The following is a 14,036-nucleotide window of genomic DNA, read 5'->3' as shown; positions in this document are numbered from 1 at the left end:
AGGCACACGGAGGTAAGCAGGTGACACGCGATGACGACAGCTGAGAGCCCCGCCCCGATCACGGCGTATGAAGGGTCGTGCTCGGCGGTCGGCGACGGCCGTGCGGTGCGCGACGTGCTCGCGCGCGTCGGCGACAAGTGGACCCTGCTCGTCGTCGCGACGCTGCGGGGCGGACGGCTGCGCTTCAGTGAACTGCAGCGCCACATCCCGGGCATCTCGCAGCGGATGCTGACCCTCACGCTCCGCCAGCTGGAGCGCGACGGACTCGTCTCGCGCACCGTGCACGCCGAGGTTCCCCCGCGCGTCGAGTACGAGCTCACCGACCTCGGCGGCACGCTGCTGCAGCTGTCGATCGCGCTCGGCGACTGGGCGATCGAGAACCGGGCCCGCATCGAGGCCGCACGCGCCGAGTACGACGCGCGCTGAGCGCGGTGGCCGATGTCGCCGCAGCCGTGCAGGATGGGCGCATGGTCGCCACGTCGCCTCGGGATGCAGCAGGCTCACGCTCGGCGACGATCGAGCGGCGTCTTCGCTCCCATCGGCTGAGCGCGCCCGCGGCGACGATCGCCGAGGCGGGCCGCCACATGCTCGCCACGCAGGGTCAGGAGTTCTGGGGCGGCCGCTGGGCGCTGGCCGCGCGCACCCGCGGCACGCCCCGACTGAGCGACGTCGACGCTGCGCTCGACCGCGGCGAACTGGTGCGGTCGTGGACCATGCGCGGCACGATCCACGTCATCCCGCCCGAAGACCTCGGCTGGGTGCTCTCGCTCACCGGCGAACGCCAGATCCGGGGCGCAGCCGCCGTGCATCGCCGCGAGGGCATCGACGACGCCGAGGCGGCACTGGCGGAGGTCGCGGCGCGGTCAGCCCTGGCCGGAGGCGGGCGGCTCACCCGCGCGGAGCTGTTCGCCGTGTGGGAGGCCGCAGGCGTCTCGACGGCGAAGCAGCGCGGCTACCACCTGCTCACCCGCCTCTCGATGCGGCTCGTGCTGTGTCAGGGACCGGTCGTGCCGCGTGAGGCCGGACCGTCGCGCGAGCAGTACTTCGTGCTCGTCGACGACTGGATCGGCGAGCATCGCGCTCCGGCGGATCCGCTCGCCGAGTTCTTCGTGCGCTTCACGGCGTCGCACGGCCCGGTCGGTGCGCGTGACTTCGCGTGGTGGTCGGGACTCCCGCTCGGCGTCGCGCGCTCAGCCGCGGCGGCGGCATCCGATCGCCTCGTCATCGTCGACGACCAGCCCGAGCCGCAGTACGTGACGACGGATGCCGCGCCGCGGCGCTCCGCGACGCCGAGCGTCGTCGCGCTCCCGCCGTTCGAGGAGTACTACCTCTCGTACGCCGATCGCACCGTGCCGTGCGCGCCGGAGTTCCTCGCGGCGGTCGGACCCAGCATGAACGGCATCGTCCGGCCGATCCTCGTCGCGCGCGGGCAGGTCGTCGGCGTGTGGACGCACTCCGTCGCCGTCGGCCGTCACGCCGACGATCCGGTGCCGGAGCTCTTCGCCCCGGGGGCGGCATCCGATGCCGACGTGGCCGCGGCGCTCGACCGTTATCGCACGTTCATCACCGGCTGACGCGTCGCGGCTTCCCCTCGCGGGCGCGTGCCTCGCGCTCCCGCGAGGGTGCCCGCGAGCCGCAGTTCGGCTCCGTCACATCGAGGTTCGATGCCTGCTCGGCGTCGATTCGACGGAGACGAACTGAGCGGTGCTCGAGGCCTCTTCGCCGCAGGGCGCGGATGCGACAACGCTCAGGCGTGGCGGTCGAGGAAGGTGTAGACCTCGTTGTCGTCGATGCCGGGGAACGCGCCACGGGGGAGCGGCGAGAACATCTGCATGTGCACGCGCGCGCTCGGCCACGCCTTGCCCGACCAGCGCGCGGCGGCTTCGCCCGGGGCGCGGCGGCAGCACGACTCGTCGGGGCACGTCGAGGTCGCGCGCTTCTGGGTCTCACGCCCCCGGAACCAGCGCGCGTCGTCGAACGGCACGCCCACCGTGATCGAGAACTCGCCGTCGGATGTGCTGCCCGTCTGCGTCGAGCACCAGAACGTGCCCGCGGGGGTGTCGGTGTACTGGTAGTGCTCGGTGGTGCGGTTCTGCTCCGAGAACGCCGCGCGCGCCGAGAAGCGGCGGCAGGCGATCTGCCCGTCGACGGCGCCCGTCACATCCATCGGCAGCGGCAGGTCGTCGTTCTCGTACACGCGGGTGATCGCCCCCGCGCCGTCGACGCGGAGGAAGTGCAGCGGGATGCCGAGGTGCTGCGTCGCGAGGTTGGTCAGACGCATGCCCGCCGACTCGTGCGTGGTGCCGAATGCATCGCGGAAGTCCTCGACGGCGAGGTTGCGATCCTTCTTCGCCTGGGCGAGGAAGGCGACCGACGCGGTCTCGGGCATGAGGCATGCCGCGGCGTAGTAGTTGATCTCGAGGCGCTGCTGGAGGAAGTCGGCGTAGTCGGTCGGCCGCTTGTGGCCGAGCAGGCGGTGCGCCATCGCCTGCAGCGCCATCGAACGCAGGCCGTGACCGCCGGGGATCGACGCGGGCGGCAGGTAGATGCGCCCGTTCTCGAGGTCGGTGACCGAGCGTGCCGAGTGCGGCAGGTCGTTGACGTAGATCAGCTCGAAGCCGAGCTTCTCGGCCATGATGCTCACCGTGCGGTGCGTGAGGGCGCCCGACACATGGCCGGCGGACTTCAGCTGCTTCTCGGCGAGCCTCTCGATGTCGGGCAGGTAGTTGTCGAGGGCGCGCATCTTCAGACGCAGCTCGGTGTTCGCGCGCCGGGCCTCCTCCGGCGTCGCGATAGCCTCGCGCTCGCGGCGCTGCAGTTCGCGGTGGAGCCCGAGGAGCGACTCGATCGTGTCGTCGGTCATGCCCTTGGTGACCTTCACGGGAGGGATGCCGAGCTGCTTGAACACCGAGCTCGACTGCGCCCGCTCGAGCTCGATCTCGAGCGCGGCGCGCCGGTTGGGCGGCTCGTTCGAGAGCAGGTCGGCGACGTCGACCCCGGTGGCTGTCGCGATCGCCTGCAGGAGCGACAGCTTCGGCTCGCGCTTGCCGTTCTCGATCAGGCTCAGCTGGCTGCCCGCGACGCCGACGCGCTCGCCGAGCTCGTCGAGGGTGAACCCGTGCGAGATCCGCTGATGACGGATGCGATGGCCGAGGGTGGACAGCTCGAGCGCGGTGGGGGGCATTCCTTGATGCTAGCGAAAGAATCGCAAGTCTTACGACCAGATTTCACTGAAAGAGACAGCATCCGCGTCGCATGGTGGAACAAGACCACCCGCATCATCCGTGAACGCAGAGGAGCGACACCATGGCCCTTGCCGACATCTTCACCCGCCCCGCCGACTCCGGCGCAGCCCGCACCACCGTCGCGAGCGCGTACGGAACGCTGCCGGCGATCCAGGGTGAGGGCATGGCCGCTCTCACCGCCTGGGTCGACGAGATCGCGGCACTCACCCAGCCCGACCGCGTGCACTGGGTCGACGGGTCGCGCTCCGAGAACGAGGCGCTGCTGCGCGGCATGGTCGACGAGGGGAAGCTCATCAAGCTCAACCCCGAGTGGCGTCCGGGCTCGTACCTCGCACGGTCGCACCCGAGCGACGTCGCCCGCACCGAAGGACGCACCTTCATCGCGTCGGAGCGTGAGGAAGACGCCGGACCCACCAACAACTGGGCGGCGCCCGACGAGATCCGCGCCACGATCACGCCGCTGTTCGAGGGCTCGATGCGCGGGCGCACGATGTACGTCGTGCCCTTCTCGATGGGCGCCGTCGGCGGCCCGCTCTCGCACATCGGCGTGCAGGTCACCGACAGCGCGTACGCGGTCACCTCGATCGGGATCATGACGCGCGTCGGCACCGCGGTGCTGCGCGAGATCGCCGGCGGTGCGCCGTGGGTGAAGACGGTGCACTCGGTGGGCGCGCCGCTGCAGCCGGGCGAGACGGATGCCGCGTGGCCGTGCAACGACGAGAAGTACATCGTTCACTTCCCCGACACCCTCGAGGTGTGGTCGTACGGCTCGGGATACGGCGGAAACGCGATCCTCGCCAAGAAGTGCTTCGCCCTGCGCATCGCCTCGGTGATCGGGCGCGACGAGGGCTGGCTCGCCGAGCACATGCTGCTCATCCGCGTGATCGACCCGGCCGGCCGTCAGTACCACGTCGCAGCCGCGTTCCCGTCGGCGTGCGGCAAGACCAACCTCGCGATGCTGCGTCCGACGATCCCGGGCTGGCGTGTCGAGACCCTCGGCGACGACATCGCGTGGCTGCGTCCCGGTGAAGACGGACGCCTCTGGGCGATCAACCCCGAGGCCGGATTCTTCGGCGTCGCGCCCGGCACGGGCGAGGCCACCAATGTCACCGCGGTCGAGACCCTGTGGGGCAACACGATCTTCACGAACGTGGCGCTGCGCCCCGACGGTGACGTGTGGTGGGAGGGGCTCACCGACGAGGCGCCCGCCGAGCTCATCGACTGGGAGGGCAAGCCCTGGACGCCCGCCTCGGGCCGGCCCGCCGCGCATCCGAACTCGCGTTTCACGGTCGCCGCCGCCCAGTGCCCGCAGATCGCCCCGGATTGGGACGCACCGGAGGGCGTGCCGCTCGACGCGATCCTCTTCGGCGGTCGCCGTGCCACCAACGTTCCTCTCGTCGTCGAGGCGACGGACTGGACCCACGGCGTCTTCATGGGCTCGAACATCTCGTCGGAGCGCACCGCTGCGGCGGAGGGCACCGTGGGCGAGCTGCGTCGCGACCCGTTCGCGATGCTCCCGTTCTGCGGCTACAACATGGCCGACTACTTCGGCCACTGGCTGAAGGTCGGTCAGAAGCTGCGCTTCGACCGGGCGCCGCGCATCTTCCAGGTCAACTGGTTCCGCAAGGGAGACGACGGCCGGTTCCTGTGGCCCGGCTTCGGCGACAACGCCCGCGTGATCGACTGGATCATCCGTCGCATCGACGGTGAGGTCGGCGCCGTCGACAGCCCGATCGGACGCCTGCCCCGCACCGAAGACATCGACCTCGACGGCATCGAGGTGCCCCAGGCCGACCTCGACGCGCTGTTCGCGATCGACCCGAAGATGTGGCTGCACGAGGCGGATCTCACCGAGGAGTTCTACCGCACCTTCGACGGGCGTGTCCCGGCACCGCTCTGGGCCGAGCTCGCCGCCCTGCGCTACCGCCTGCAGCGCGCCTGACCTCCACTCGCTGAGGGGAGCGGATGCCCCGACCCGGGCTGTGCGCCGGGTCGGGGCATCCGTGCGTCGACTCCGCGACGCGCCTCGCGTCGGCGTTCAGACCAGCAGCTGGTGCTTCGCGAGGTCGCGGTACAGCGGCGTCGACGCGACGAGCTCGGAGTGCGTCCCCTGGCCGACCACGCGGCCGTGGTCCATCACCACGATGAGGTCGCTGTCGACCACGGTCGACAGGCGGTGGGCGATGACGATCAGCGTGCGGCCGGCGGCGACGGCGTCGATCGCCTCGCGCATGCGCTGCTCGTTGAGGCCGTCGAGCGAGGACGTCGACTCGTCGAGGAGCAGGATCGGGGGAGCGGCCAGCAGCGCGCGGGCGATCGCCAGGCGCTGACGCTCGCCGCCCGAGAGCATGATGCCGCTCTCGCCGACGGGCGCGTCGAGCCCGAGCGGGTTGCGGTCGAGCACCTCGCCCAGGTTGACGGCGCGCAGCACGCGCTCGCACTCGGCGTCGGTCGCGTCGGGCGAGGCGAGCCGCAGATTGTCGCCGATGGTGCCGGCGAGGGTCGGGGCATCCTGCTCCACGTAGCCGAGCTGCGCGCGCAGCGCGTCGCGGTCGAGAGCCCGGGCGTCCTCGCCGCCGACGAGGATCGCGCCGCCGGTCGGGTCGTAGAAGCGTTCGATGAGCGCGAGCGTCGTGCTCTTTCCCGCACCCGACGGCCCGACGAGCGCGACGCGCGTGCCGCGGGGCACGGCGAACGACACCCCGCGCAGCACCTCGCCGTCGGCGGGGGCGTCTGCCGCGGCATCCGTCTGCGCGTCGACGATCGACAGGGCAGACGTGCCGACGTGGGCGCTCTCGAGCACGGCGCGCGCCTCGTCCTCGGCCTTGCGGCGCGCCTCGATGACGTTCTCGGGGTACGCGAACCGCACGTCGCGGAACTCGATGGCGGGTGCGTCCGCGCTGCGGCCGCCGCTCGCGACGCCTGCGGCGATCTCGTCGTCGCGTGCGTCCTCGGTGGGCAGGTCGAAGACCTCCTGGATGCGGCCGAGCGCGCCGAGCGCCTGATTGACCGAGGTGATCGCGCCGAAGAACGACCCGAGGGGCGCGATCAGCATGAACAGGAACATGATGAAGGTGACGAGGCTCGCGATCTCGAGGGCGCCGCTGGCCACCCGGAAGCCGCCGAGGCCGATCACGACGAGGAGCGAGACCTGGAGGGCGATGCCCGCGATCGGCACCACGAGCGCCGAGACCTTGGCGATGCGCACGCCCACGCCGTAGGCGGCGGTGGCCTGCGCGGTGACCGAGTCGATCTCGCGCCCTGTCGCGCCCGACGCGCGCACCGTGCGGATCGAGCCCACCGCGCGCTCGACGCCCGAGGCGAGTTCGCCGACCTTCTCCTGCTGCTCGGTCGAGGCCGTGCGGATGCGGCCGCTCAGCACGGTGACGCCGACGACGGAGACGCCGATCACGACCACGATGATGCCGAGGAGGAGCGGGTCGATGATCGCCATCGCGACGAGGGCGCCGACGAACAGCAGCGCGTTGCCGATCGAGTCCGCGAGCCCCTGCGTGAGGGCGGCGTAGAGCAGGGTGGTGTCGCTGCCGACGCGCGAGACGAGGTCGCCCGTGCGCCGCGCGTCGAATTCGCTGATCGGCAGGTGCAGGATGCGGGCGATGAGCTTGCGGCGGCTCGAGTAGACGACCGCCGTGCCGGTGCGCTGGAGCAGGTAGTGCTGCCAGCCCGAGATGACCGAGGCGAGCACCACGAAGCCGACGAGCGCCCAGATGAGGATGCCGAGGTCGAGGTTGTCCTGCACGCGGGTGATCACCTGGCCGACCAGCAGGGGCTGCACGAGCGAGGCGCCTGCGCTCAGGATGCTGAGCACCACGACGATCGTGAGCGTGCCCTTGTGCTCGAAGAGGAACGGCAGGAGCTGGCTGAAGGTCGCGCGTGGGCCGTCGTTCTTGGCGCGGCGCGCTGCGCGGCCACGCGGGGTGGGCGTCGCCGTCGCGGTGGGGGCTTCGTCGATGTCGGCGGAGGGCATGGGTGTACCTCGTTCGTTCAGGGGGGTCATCTACGACCGTACTTCTTGTGGACGGCCTGCCGGGACACTCCGAGGGCCGCGGCGATCGCCTGCCAGGAATAGCCCAGGTTGCGGGCCTTGCGCACCTGCACCTCTTCGGAGCGGGCGAGTTCGCGGCGCACGTCCGCGAGGCGGTGGAGCTCGGCGATCGGCTCGCGCTCGGGCGCACTGCCGATGAGTGTGCGGATGTCGTCGCCGCTCACGGATCTCCCTTCGACGGATGCCGCGTCAGCAGGACCGCGGATGCGTCAACCTGCGTTGACGCGCTGTCAACCGTAGTTGACGAGTCGCGAGGCGTCAACCTGGGTTGACGAGGCTGTGCGCGACGCTCGCCTGAGCCCGCCGGGCGGCGCGCTCAGGCCGGCCGGCCGTCGCTCGGGTCGGCAGCGGGGACGTCGGGAGCGGCGACGACGGGGGCGGTCGCGGTGGAGGCGGTGGGAACGGTGATGCGCATCTCGCGGAGGCGCGCGACGACGAGCCAGCCGGGGAGGACGACCATGCACAGGATGGGCAGGATGGTCGGGTCGCCCGCGACCACCGCCGCGATGAACAGCGACAGCCAGCCGTCGCGGACGACCACCAGGCAGATGCCGAGCACGCCGGCGGCGACGGCGATCGGGAGGGGGACGCCGGGGAATATCGCGTACACGAGCATGCCGATCGCCGCCCCGATGAAAACGGTCGGGAAGACCCGGCCGCCTCGGAACCCGGCGGCCCCGGCGATGAGGAGGGCGGCGGTCTTGATCGCGACGATCGCGGCGAGCTGCCACGAGCTCAGATCGTCGACATCGCCGGCGAGCTGCTGCATCTGCTGGAGCCCCTTGAACATCGTGATCTCTCCGCCGATGGCGCCGAGCACCCCGAGGAGGAGTCCGGCGACGGTGAGCGGGAGGATGGGGTTGCGCCACCGGTGGAAGATGCGGTGCAGGTGCGGGAACGCCCAGAGTGCCACCACTCCGACGGCGATGCCCACCGCGCACACGGCCAGCGCGATGCCGAGGTCGAGCAGCACGTCGGGCTCGTACGCGGGGAGGGTGATCGAGAGCGAATGGCCCGAGATCAGCATCATCACGAGCGACCCCGACGCCGCCGAGGCGAGCGGGAGGAACAGCCGGTCCCAGAGCAGCTCCTTCGACGCCGTGGTCGCGGCGACGGTCGTGGCGAGCAGCGCCGCGCCGACGGGGGAGCCGAACAGCGCCCCGAATGTGCCGGTGACGACCATGAGCACCACGACGGGCACGGGCACGGCGGGCAGCAGCTTCGAGAAGACCCAGGCGGCGAGGGCGACGTTGATCGTGATGATCGGGCCCTCGGGGCCGAGGCTCACGCCCGTGGCCAGGGTGATGACGGCCGCGAGCGCGAGCCCGGGCAGCGTCGACAGCCGCTCCGGGTGCGGGAAGAACGACTCGGTCGCGGGATCGGGACCGGCGTGGCCGGGAACGAAGCGGATGATGAGGCCCGTGGCCAAGCCCGCCAGGGTGAGCACCGCGATCACCCACCAGTCGGTGTACGAGTCGAATCCGCCGGCGTCGGGGATCACGTCCCAGAGCAGCGAATCGAGCCCGTCGGCGATCACGTCGAGCAGCACCAGGCTCAGAGCGCTGCCGATGCCTACGAGCAGAGCGGGCACCGCGAGCAGCAGCAGCCTCCGCGTGGTCGAGGGCGGCGCGGGCGCGACGCTGTCTGCGCGGCCCTCTGCCTCCGGCGTCGACCGGCCGCTGTGTGTGTCGTCGCTCATGGCGCCCCCGATTCTGCGGCCGGGGATCCGGGCCGCCGTCGCCAGGATAGGGGAGGCGGATGCCGCCGTGTCGGCGACCCCGATTACAGTGGTGCGGTGCCCTCACCAGTGATCGCAGCCGACAACCTCGTCAAGGCCTACAAGGTCAAAGGCAAGGCGGACTTCCTCGCCGTCGACGGACTCTCCTTCGAGGTGGCCCCCGGGGAGTCGTTCGGCCTGCTCGGCCCGAACGGCGCCGGCAAGTCCACGACCATGAAGATGATCGGCGCGGTGTCGACCCGCACCGGGGGCGACCTGTCGATCCTCGGGCTCGATCCCGATCGCCACGGCCCCGAGATCCGCTCGCGGCTCGGCGTGGTGCCGCAGCAGGACAACCTCGACGGCGAGCTCAACGCGCGCGAGAACCTCTACATCTACGGGCGCTACTTCGGCCTGCCCGGCAAGGTCTGCAGTCAGAAGGCCGACGAGCTCCTGGCATTCGCGCAGCTCGAAGACAAGGCGAAGAACAAGGTCGATCAGCTCTCGGGCGGCATGAAGCGTCGCCTCACGATCGCCCGCGGCCTCATCAACGACCCGCGCATCCTGCTGCTCGACGAGCCGACGACCGGGCTCGACCCGCAGGCCCGCCACGTGCTGTGGGACCGCCTGTTCCGGCTGAAGGAGCGCGGCACGACCCTCGTGCTCACCACGCACTACATGGACGAGGCCGAGCAGCTGTGCGACCGCCTCATCGTCGTCGACAAGGGTCGCATCATGGCCGAGGGAACACCGGCGTCGCTCATCCGCGAGCACTCGAGCCGCGAGGTGCTCGAGGTGCGATTCGGGTCCGACCGCAACGAGCAGGTCGCTCCGCAGCTCGCCGGCATCGGCGATCGCGTCGACGTGCTGCCCGACCGCGTTCTCGTCTACGCGCACAACGGCGAGGCCGCCCTCGAAGAGGTCGTGCACCGCGGGCTCGCCCCCGTCACGAGCCTCGTGCGACGCTCGAGCCTCGAAGACGTGTTCCTGCGTCTGACCGGAAGGTCGCTGATCGAATGAGTGCCGAGACTCCCGCCGTCGGCGAGCCGCCGGAGCCGGCGGCCACCGCGACCCGCGTGCAGCCCTCGCTCGACGAGCTGCGTGCCGAGGCCCTGGAGTGGGGCCGCAAGCCGCGGCTCTGGGGCACCTGGTACGTCACCGAGCACATGGTGCGCGCGATGCGCGCCTACGGGTGGACGATCATCGTGGGTGCCCTCGGGCAGCCGATCCTCTACCTCCTCGGTCTCGCGGTCGGTCTCGCGGCCCTCATCGACGCGCCGATCGTCGAGGGCGGCGTCGAGGTCTCCTACCTCGTGTTCGTCGCCCCGGCGCTGCTCATGACCGCGGCGATCTCCGTCGCGTCCGAGGAGTTCTCGTACCCGGTCATCGCCGGCTTCAAGTGGCGTCGGTACTTCTTCGGGTTCAGCGCGTCGGCGCTGTCGCCGGGCCAGATCGCCGGAGGCGTGGTGGCGGGCGCCGCGGCGCGCATCGTGTTCGTCGTCGCCGCGTACTACGGGTTCCTCTGGATCTTCGGCGCCGTGCCGCTGCCCGCGACCGGCTGGCTGATGATCCCGGTCGGCGTGCTCGCCGGACTCGCGTTCGGCATCCCGTACATGGCCTACGCCGCATCGATCACCGAAGACAAGGGCCAGATCGCCCTCGTGCAGCGGTTCGTCTTCATGCCGATGTTCCTCTTCTCGGGCACGTTCTACCCGCTCGCGACCCTGCCGCTGTGGCTGCAGTGGATCGGCTGGGTGTCGCCGCTGTGGCACGCGACCGAACTCGGCCGCATCGCCTCGTACGACAAGCCAGCCGATCCGATCATGATCGTCGTGCACGTCGGCTACCTGCTCCTCCTCTCGGTCGGCGCCTACCTCGTCGCCCGGCGCACCTTCGGACGGAGGCTCGGCGAATGACCCTTCGACAGACTCACGGACCGGAAGGGGCGGTCGCCGTCCGAGCCGGCGGCGTGCGCGCCCTGTGGGCGGGCAACCCGCAGTCCGTCGTGCAGCGCGGCCTGCTGTCGGCGCGCTCGTCGAGCTGGACCGTCGTGCTGTCGGGCTTCTTCGAGCCCGTCTTCTACCTCGCCTCGATGGGCATCGGGCTCGGCGCGCTGATCGGCGATGTCGAGACCACGGGAGGTGCGCAGGTGTCGTACGCCGCGTTCATCGCCCCGGCGCTGCTGGCGACGTCGGCGATGAACGGCGCGATCTACGACTCGACGTGGAACGTGTTCTTCAAGCTCAACTACGGCAAGCTCTACGAGGGCATGCTGGCCACCTCGCTCGGCCCGCTCGACGTGGCCCTCGGCGAGATCCTCTACGCGATGCTGCGCGGGCTCCTCTACGCGACCGGGTTCATGGTCATCATGCAGCTGCTCGGGCTCAACCTCGCCTGGACGGCGATCCTCGCGATCCCCGCCGTGCTGCTGATCGCCTTCGGCTTCGCGAGCCTCGGCATGGCCGTCACCAGCTACATGAAGACCTTCCAGCAGATGGACTGGATCAACTTCGTGCTGCTGCCGATGTTCCTGTTCTCGGCCACGCTGTACCCGATCACGGTCTACCCCGAGTGGATCCAGCACATCATCATGGCGTTCCCGCTGTGGCACGGCGTCGAGCTCGTGCGCGGGCTCACCACGGGCATCCTGTCGCCCGCGATGGGCTGGCACGTGCTCTACTACGTGGCGATGATCGCGGTCGGTCTGGTCTTCACCGCCAAGCGCCTGCGTGCGCTGTTCCTGGACTGAGCGACCGGCGACGAGAACGTCGACGAGATCTGCCGAGACGATCAGCCGAGGCGCGCGGCGGAGAGGCTCCGGCAAGAGGCACCCGGGCGAAACCTCCACGAGAAGAGCGGATGCCGCCGGCCCGAGGCCCGCGGCATCCGCTCTCCGTTCGCGCAGCGGCGATCAGCGCAGGGCTGCCGTGCTCTCGCCGATGTTGGCGTCGAAGTCGATGTCCTTCGTCTCCTTCGACAGCCACAGGGCGAGGAAGGTGAGGACGGCCGCTCCGGTCAGGTAGACGCCGACGAGCCACGGCGATCCGCCCGCCGCGGCCCACAGCGCGGTCGCGACGATCGGAGCGAGGGCGGCTCCGAGGATCGACGAGACGTTGTACGACACCGCTGAGCCCGTGTAGCGCACGTTGGTGGGGAACAGCTCGGGCAGGAGCGCCCCCATCGGGCCGAAGGTCGAGCCCATGAGCACGAATCCGAAGATCAGGAACGCCTGAACGAGAGCGCCCGTGAACTTGGGATCGACCTGCGGGGTGAGGAACACGGCGAACAGCAGGCCGAAGACCCCGATGCCGGCGGTGATCCACAGCAGCAGGCGCCGACGGCCGATCGCGTCAGCGACAGGGCCTGACAGGAGCGTGAAGATCCCGAAGAACACCACGCCGATGATCTGCATGATGACGAAGTCGGTGTACCCGAAGCCGAGACCGGGCACGTACGTCGCGGCGTCGAACGGCGTGCCGGCAGCCTCGGCCGCCGCCTGGGCGCCGTCGGTCGTCGCCTTCGTGCCGTACGCGAGGGTGAAGCTCGTCATGAGGTAGAACAGCACGTAGGTCGCCAGCATGATGAACGTGCCGAGGATCAGCTGCCACCAGTGCTTGCGCACCGTCTCGCCGAGCGGGAACCTGCGGATCGCCCCGGTCTTCTCGGCCTTCGCGAACGTCTGCGACTCGACGAGCTTCAGGCGCACCCAGAGGCCGACGATCACCATGACCGCCGAGAAGAGGAACGGCACGCGCCACCCCCACGCGAGGAACTCCTCGGAGCGCAGTCCCGCGCCCTCGGGGTGCGGGAGGGCGAAGTAGATCAGCAGGAACACGGTGTTCGCGATGATGAAGCCGATCGGCGCACCGAGCTGCGGGAACGTGCCGTACCAGGCGCGCTTTCCTTTCGGGGCGTTCTCGGTGGCGACGAGCGCCGCTCCCGACCACTCGCCACCCAGCGCGAAGCCCTGGAAGAGGCGGAGGATGAGCAGCAGCACCGCCGCCCAGACGCCGATCTCGTTGAACGTCGGAAGGCATCCGATCAGGAACGTCGCGACGCCCATGGTGAGCAGAGACCCGACGAGCGTCGCTTTGCGGCCGAAGCGGTCGCCGAAGTGACCGAACACGACGGCGCCGATGGGACGGGCGACCATCGCCGCGCCGAAGACGCTGAACGACAGCAGGAGCGCCGTGGTCTCGTTGCCGGTGGGGAAGAAGAGGATCGGGAAGACGAGGACGGCGGCGGTCGCGTAGACGTAGAAGTCGTAGAACTCGATCGTGGTGCCGATGAGGCTCGCGGTGATGACGCGGGAGCGGGGATTTGCGGGGGCCGCGGTGGGCGCGGCGGTGGAGGATGCCATGAAGTTACCTGGGGAGCGCGAAGCGGGTCATCCTCGTGGGATGGGCGGTGGGCGTCCGCGCGGCGCGGGGTGACGCGTCAGGCGAAGCTGCACTGGGTCACCGTGGCGCAGGCGGAGTCGCCGGCGCACAAGATTCCATCGTACCCGGGGGTATCGGGGGTGGAGGCGGAGGCAGACGAAACGCGGATGCCGCGAGGCCGTGGCCCCGCGGCATCCGCGTTCGAGGTGGGGGTGGGGGTGGGGGTCAGCGCCAGAGCACCGCGATCGCGGCGTTGGCGAAGGTGAGCACGCCGATCGACCAGAAGATCGCGGGCGGCACCGAGCCGCTCTTGCGCTGGCGGCCGGCGCCGATGCCGAGCAGGGCTCCGATCACCACGAGGATGACGAGCTTCGTGCCGATCTTGACGTAGTTCAGGTCGTACTCGATGCCCCAGGGCGCGGCGAGGGCGAGACCGGCGAGACCGGCGATCGCCAGCCCCCAGTTCATGAGCCGCGTGATCTGGCGCTTGCCGTTCACCGCCTCGACGACCCATGCGCCGAACAGGATCGCGAATCCGGTCAGGTGGACGAGCAGGACGAGGTGGCGCAGGAACTCCATGGGGGCCACGCTAGGCCGAACGCCGCGGGCGCGCCAGGTAGGCGGACCTC

General features: G+C 70.4%; 12 protein-coding genes. 6 read left to right on the top strand and 6 right to left on the bottom strand.

Annotated features, from left to right (window positions below):
• Positions 1-30 precede the first annotated feature (30 nt).
• Together JOD63_RS10300 and JOD63_RS10295 are read left to right on the top strand one after the other, a co-directional pair.
• A complete protein-coding gene (locus JOD63_RS10300) occupies positions 31-426 on the top strand; it encodes a winged helix-turn-helix transcriptional regulator (protein WP_045275819.1) in 396 nt (131 codons plus the stop codon).
• 41 nt (positions 427-467) lie between these two features.
• Entirely contained in the window at positions 468-1,574 is a 1,107-nt protein-coding gene (locus JOD63_RS10295) for a winged helix DNA-binding domain-containing protein (protein WP_045275818.1), read from the top strand.
• A gap of 173 nt (positions 1,575-1,747) precedes the next feature.
• On the opposite strand, the gene JOD63_RS10290 is transcribed toward JOD63_RS10295, so the two are convergent.
• Entirely contained in the window at positions 1,748-3,184 is a 1,437-nt protein-coding gene (locus JOD63_RS10290) for an XRE family transcriptional regulator (RefSeq protein WP_045275817.1), read from the bottom strand.
• A 122-nt stretch (positions 3,185-3,306) separates the two neighbouring features.
• Between JOD63_RS10290 and JOD63_RS10285 the strand changes: the two genes are divergently transcribed.
• Positions 3,307-5,187, top strand: a complete 1,881-nt coding sequence (locus tag JOD63_RS10285) for a phosphoenolpyruvate carboxykinase (GTP) (protein WP_045275816.1) — start codon at positions 3,307-3,309, stop codon at positions 5,185-5,187.
• A 96-nt stretch (positions 5,188-5,283) separates the two neighbouring features.
• Here JOD63_RS10285 and JOD63_RS10280 read toward each other — a convergent pair whose 3' ends face one another.
• From JOD63_RS10280 to JOD63_RS10270, 3 genes are all read right to left on the bottom strand, one after another.
• On the bottom strand, positions 5,284-7,233 hold the full coding sequence (locus tag JOD63_RS10280; protein ID WP_045275815.1) for an ABC transporter ATP-binding protein: 1,950 nt from the start codon (positions 7,231-7,233) through the stop codon (positions 5,284-5,286).
• 26 nt (positions 7,234-7,259) lie between these two features.
• Positions 7,260-7,475: an AsnC family protein gene (locus tag JOD63_RS10275; protein WP_245618000.1), complete on the bottom strand. Its 216-nt coding sequence runs from the start codon at positions 7,473-7,475 to the stop codon at positions 7,260-7,262.
• Between the two features lie 152 nt (positions 7,476-7,627).
• A complete protein-coding gene (locus tag JOD63_RS10270) occupies positions 7,628-9,010 on the bottom strand; it encodes an ion channel protein (RefSeq protein ID WP_084613534.1) in 1,383 nt (460 codons plus the stop codon).
• A gap of 96 nt (positions 9,011-9,106) precedes the next feature.
• Between JOD63_RS10270 and JOD63_RS10265 the strand changes: the two genes are divergently transcribed.
• The 3 genes from JOD63_RS10265 to JOD63_RS10255 are packed head-to-tail and all read left to right on the top strand — an operon-like array spanning position 9,107 to position 11,777.
• Positions 9,107-10,048 carry an ABC transporter ATP-binding protein gene (locus JOD63_RS10265; RefSeq protein ID WP_045275814.1) on the top strand — a complete coding sequence of 314 codons (942 nt, stop codon included), beginning with the start codon at positions 9,107-9,109 and terminating at the stop codon, positions 10,046-10,048.
• On the top strand, positions 10,045-10,944 hold the full coding sequence (locus tag JOD63_RS10260) for an ABC transporter permease (protein ID WP_084613533.1): 900 nt from the start codon (positions 10,045-10,047) through the stop codon (positions 10,942-10,944). Before JOD63_RS10265 ends, JOD63_RS10260 begins: the two co-directional genes overlap by 4 nt.
• Positions 10,941-11,777, top strand: coding sequence for an ABC transporter permease (locus JOD63_RS10255; protein ID WP_045275813.1), 837 nt, complete (start codon positions 10,941-10,943; stop codon positions 11,775-11,777). The genes JOD63_RS10260 and JOD63_RS10255 overlap by 4 nt, the downstream gene beginning before the upstream one ends.
• A gap of 162 nt (positions 11,778-11,939) precedes the next feature.
• On the opposite strand, the gene JOD63_RS10250 is transcribed toward JOD63_RS10255, so the two are convergent.
• The gene (locus tag JOD63_RS10250) at positions 11,940-13,388 is read right to left on the bottom strand and encodes an MFS transporter (RefSeq protein ID WP_045275812.1); all 1,449 of its coding nucleotides are present in this window, start codon (positions 13,386-13,388) and stop codon (positions 11,940-11,942) included.
• Positions 13,389-13,632: 244 nt separating this feature from the next.
• On the bottom strand, positions 13,633-13,986 hold the full coding sequence (locus tag JOD63_RS10245) for a hypothetical protein (RefSeq protein ID WP_045275811.1): 354 nt from the start codon (positions 13,984-13,986) through the stop codon (positions 13,633-13,635).
• Between the last annotated feature and the right edge of the window lie 50 nt (positions 13,987-14,036).

This window comes from Microbacterium terrae, assembly GCF_017831975.1.
GTDB lineage: Bacteria > Actinomycetota > Actinomycetes > Actinomycetales > Microbacteriaceae > Microbacterium > Microbacterium terrae.
This window is presented reverse-complemented; position numbering and strand designations above follow the sequence as displayed.

Excerpts from the sequence above, each read along its gene's own strand:
- JOD63_RS10300 (WP_045275819.1), top strand. The coding sequence starts at position 31 with ATGACGACAGCTGAGAGCCCCGCCCCGATCACGGCGTATGAAGGGTCG.
- JOD63_RS10295 (WP_045275818.1), top strand. The coding sequence starts at position 468 with ATGGTCGCCACGTCGCCTCGGGATGCAGCAGGCTCACGCTCGGCGACG.
- JOD63_RS10290 (WP_045275817.1), bottom strand. The coding sequence starts at position 3,184 with ATGCCCCCCACCGCGCTCGAGCTGTCCACCCTCGGCCATCGCATCCGT.
- JOD63_RS10285 (WP_045275816.1), top strand. The coding sequence starts at position 3,307 with ATGGCCCTTGCCGACATCTTCACCCGCCCCGCCGACTCCGGCGCAGCC.
- JOD63_RS10280 (WP_045275815.1), bottom strand. The coding sequence starts at position 7,233 with ATGCCCTCCGCCGACATCGACGAAGCCCCCACCGCGACGGCGACGCCC.
- JOD63_RS10270 (WP_084613534.1), bottom strand. The coding sequence starts at position 9,010 with ATGAGCGACGACACACACAGCGGCCGGTCGACGCCGGAGGCAGAGGGC.
- JOD63_RS10260 (WP_084613533.1), top strand. The coding sequence starts at position 10,045 with ATGAGTGCCGAGACTCCCGCCGTCGGCGAGCCGCCGGAGCCGGCGGCC.
- JOD63_RS10255 (WP_045275813.1), top strand. The coding sequence starts at position 10,941 with ATGACCCTTCGACAGACTCACGGACCGGAAGGGGCGGTCGCCGTCCGA.
- JOD63_RS10250 (WP_045275812.1), bottom strand. The coding sequence starts at position 13,388 with ATGGCATCCTCCACCGCCGCGCCCACCGCGGCCCCCGCAAATCCCCGC.
- JOD63_RS10245 (WP_045275811.1), bottom strand. The coding sequence starts at position 13,986 with ATGGAGTTCCTGCGCCACCTCGTCCTGCTCGTCCACCTGACCGGATTC.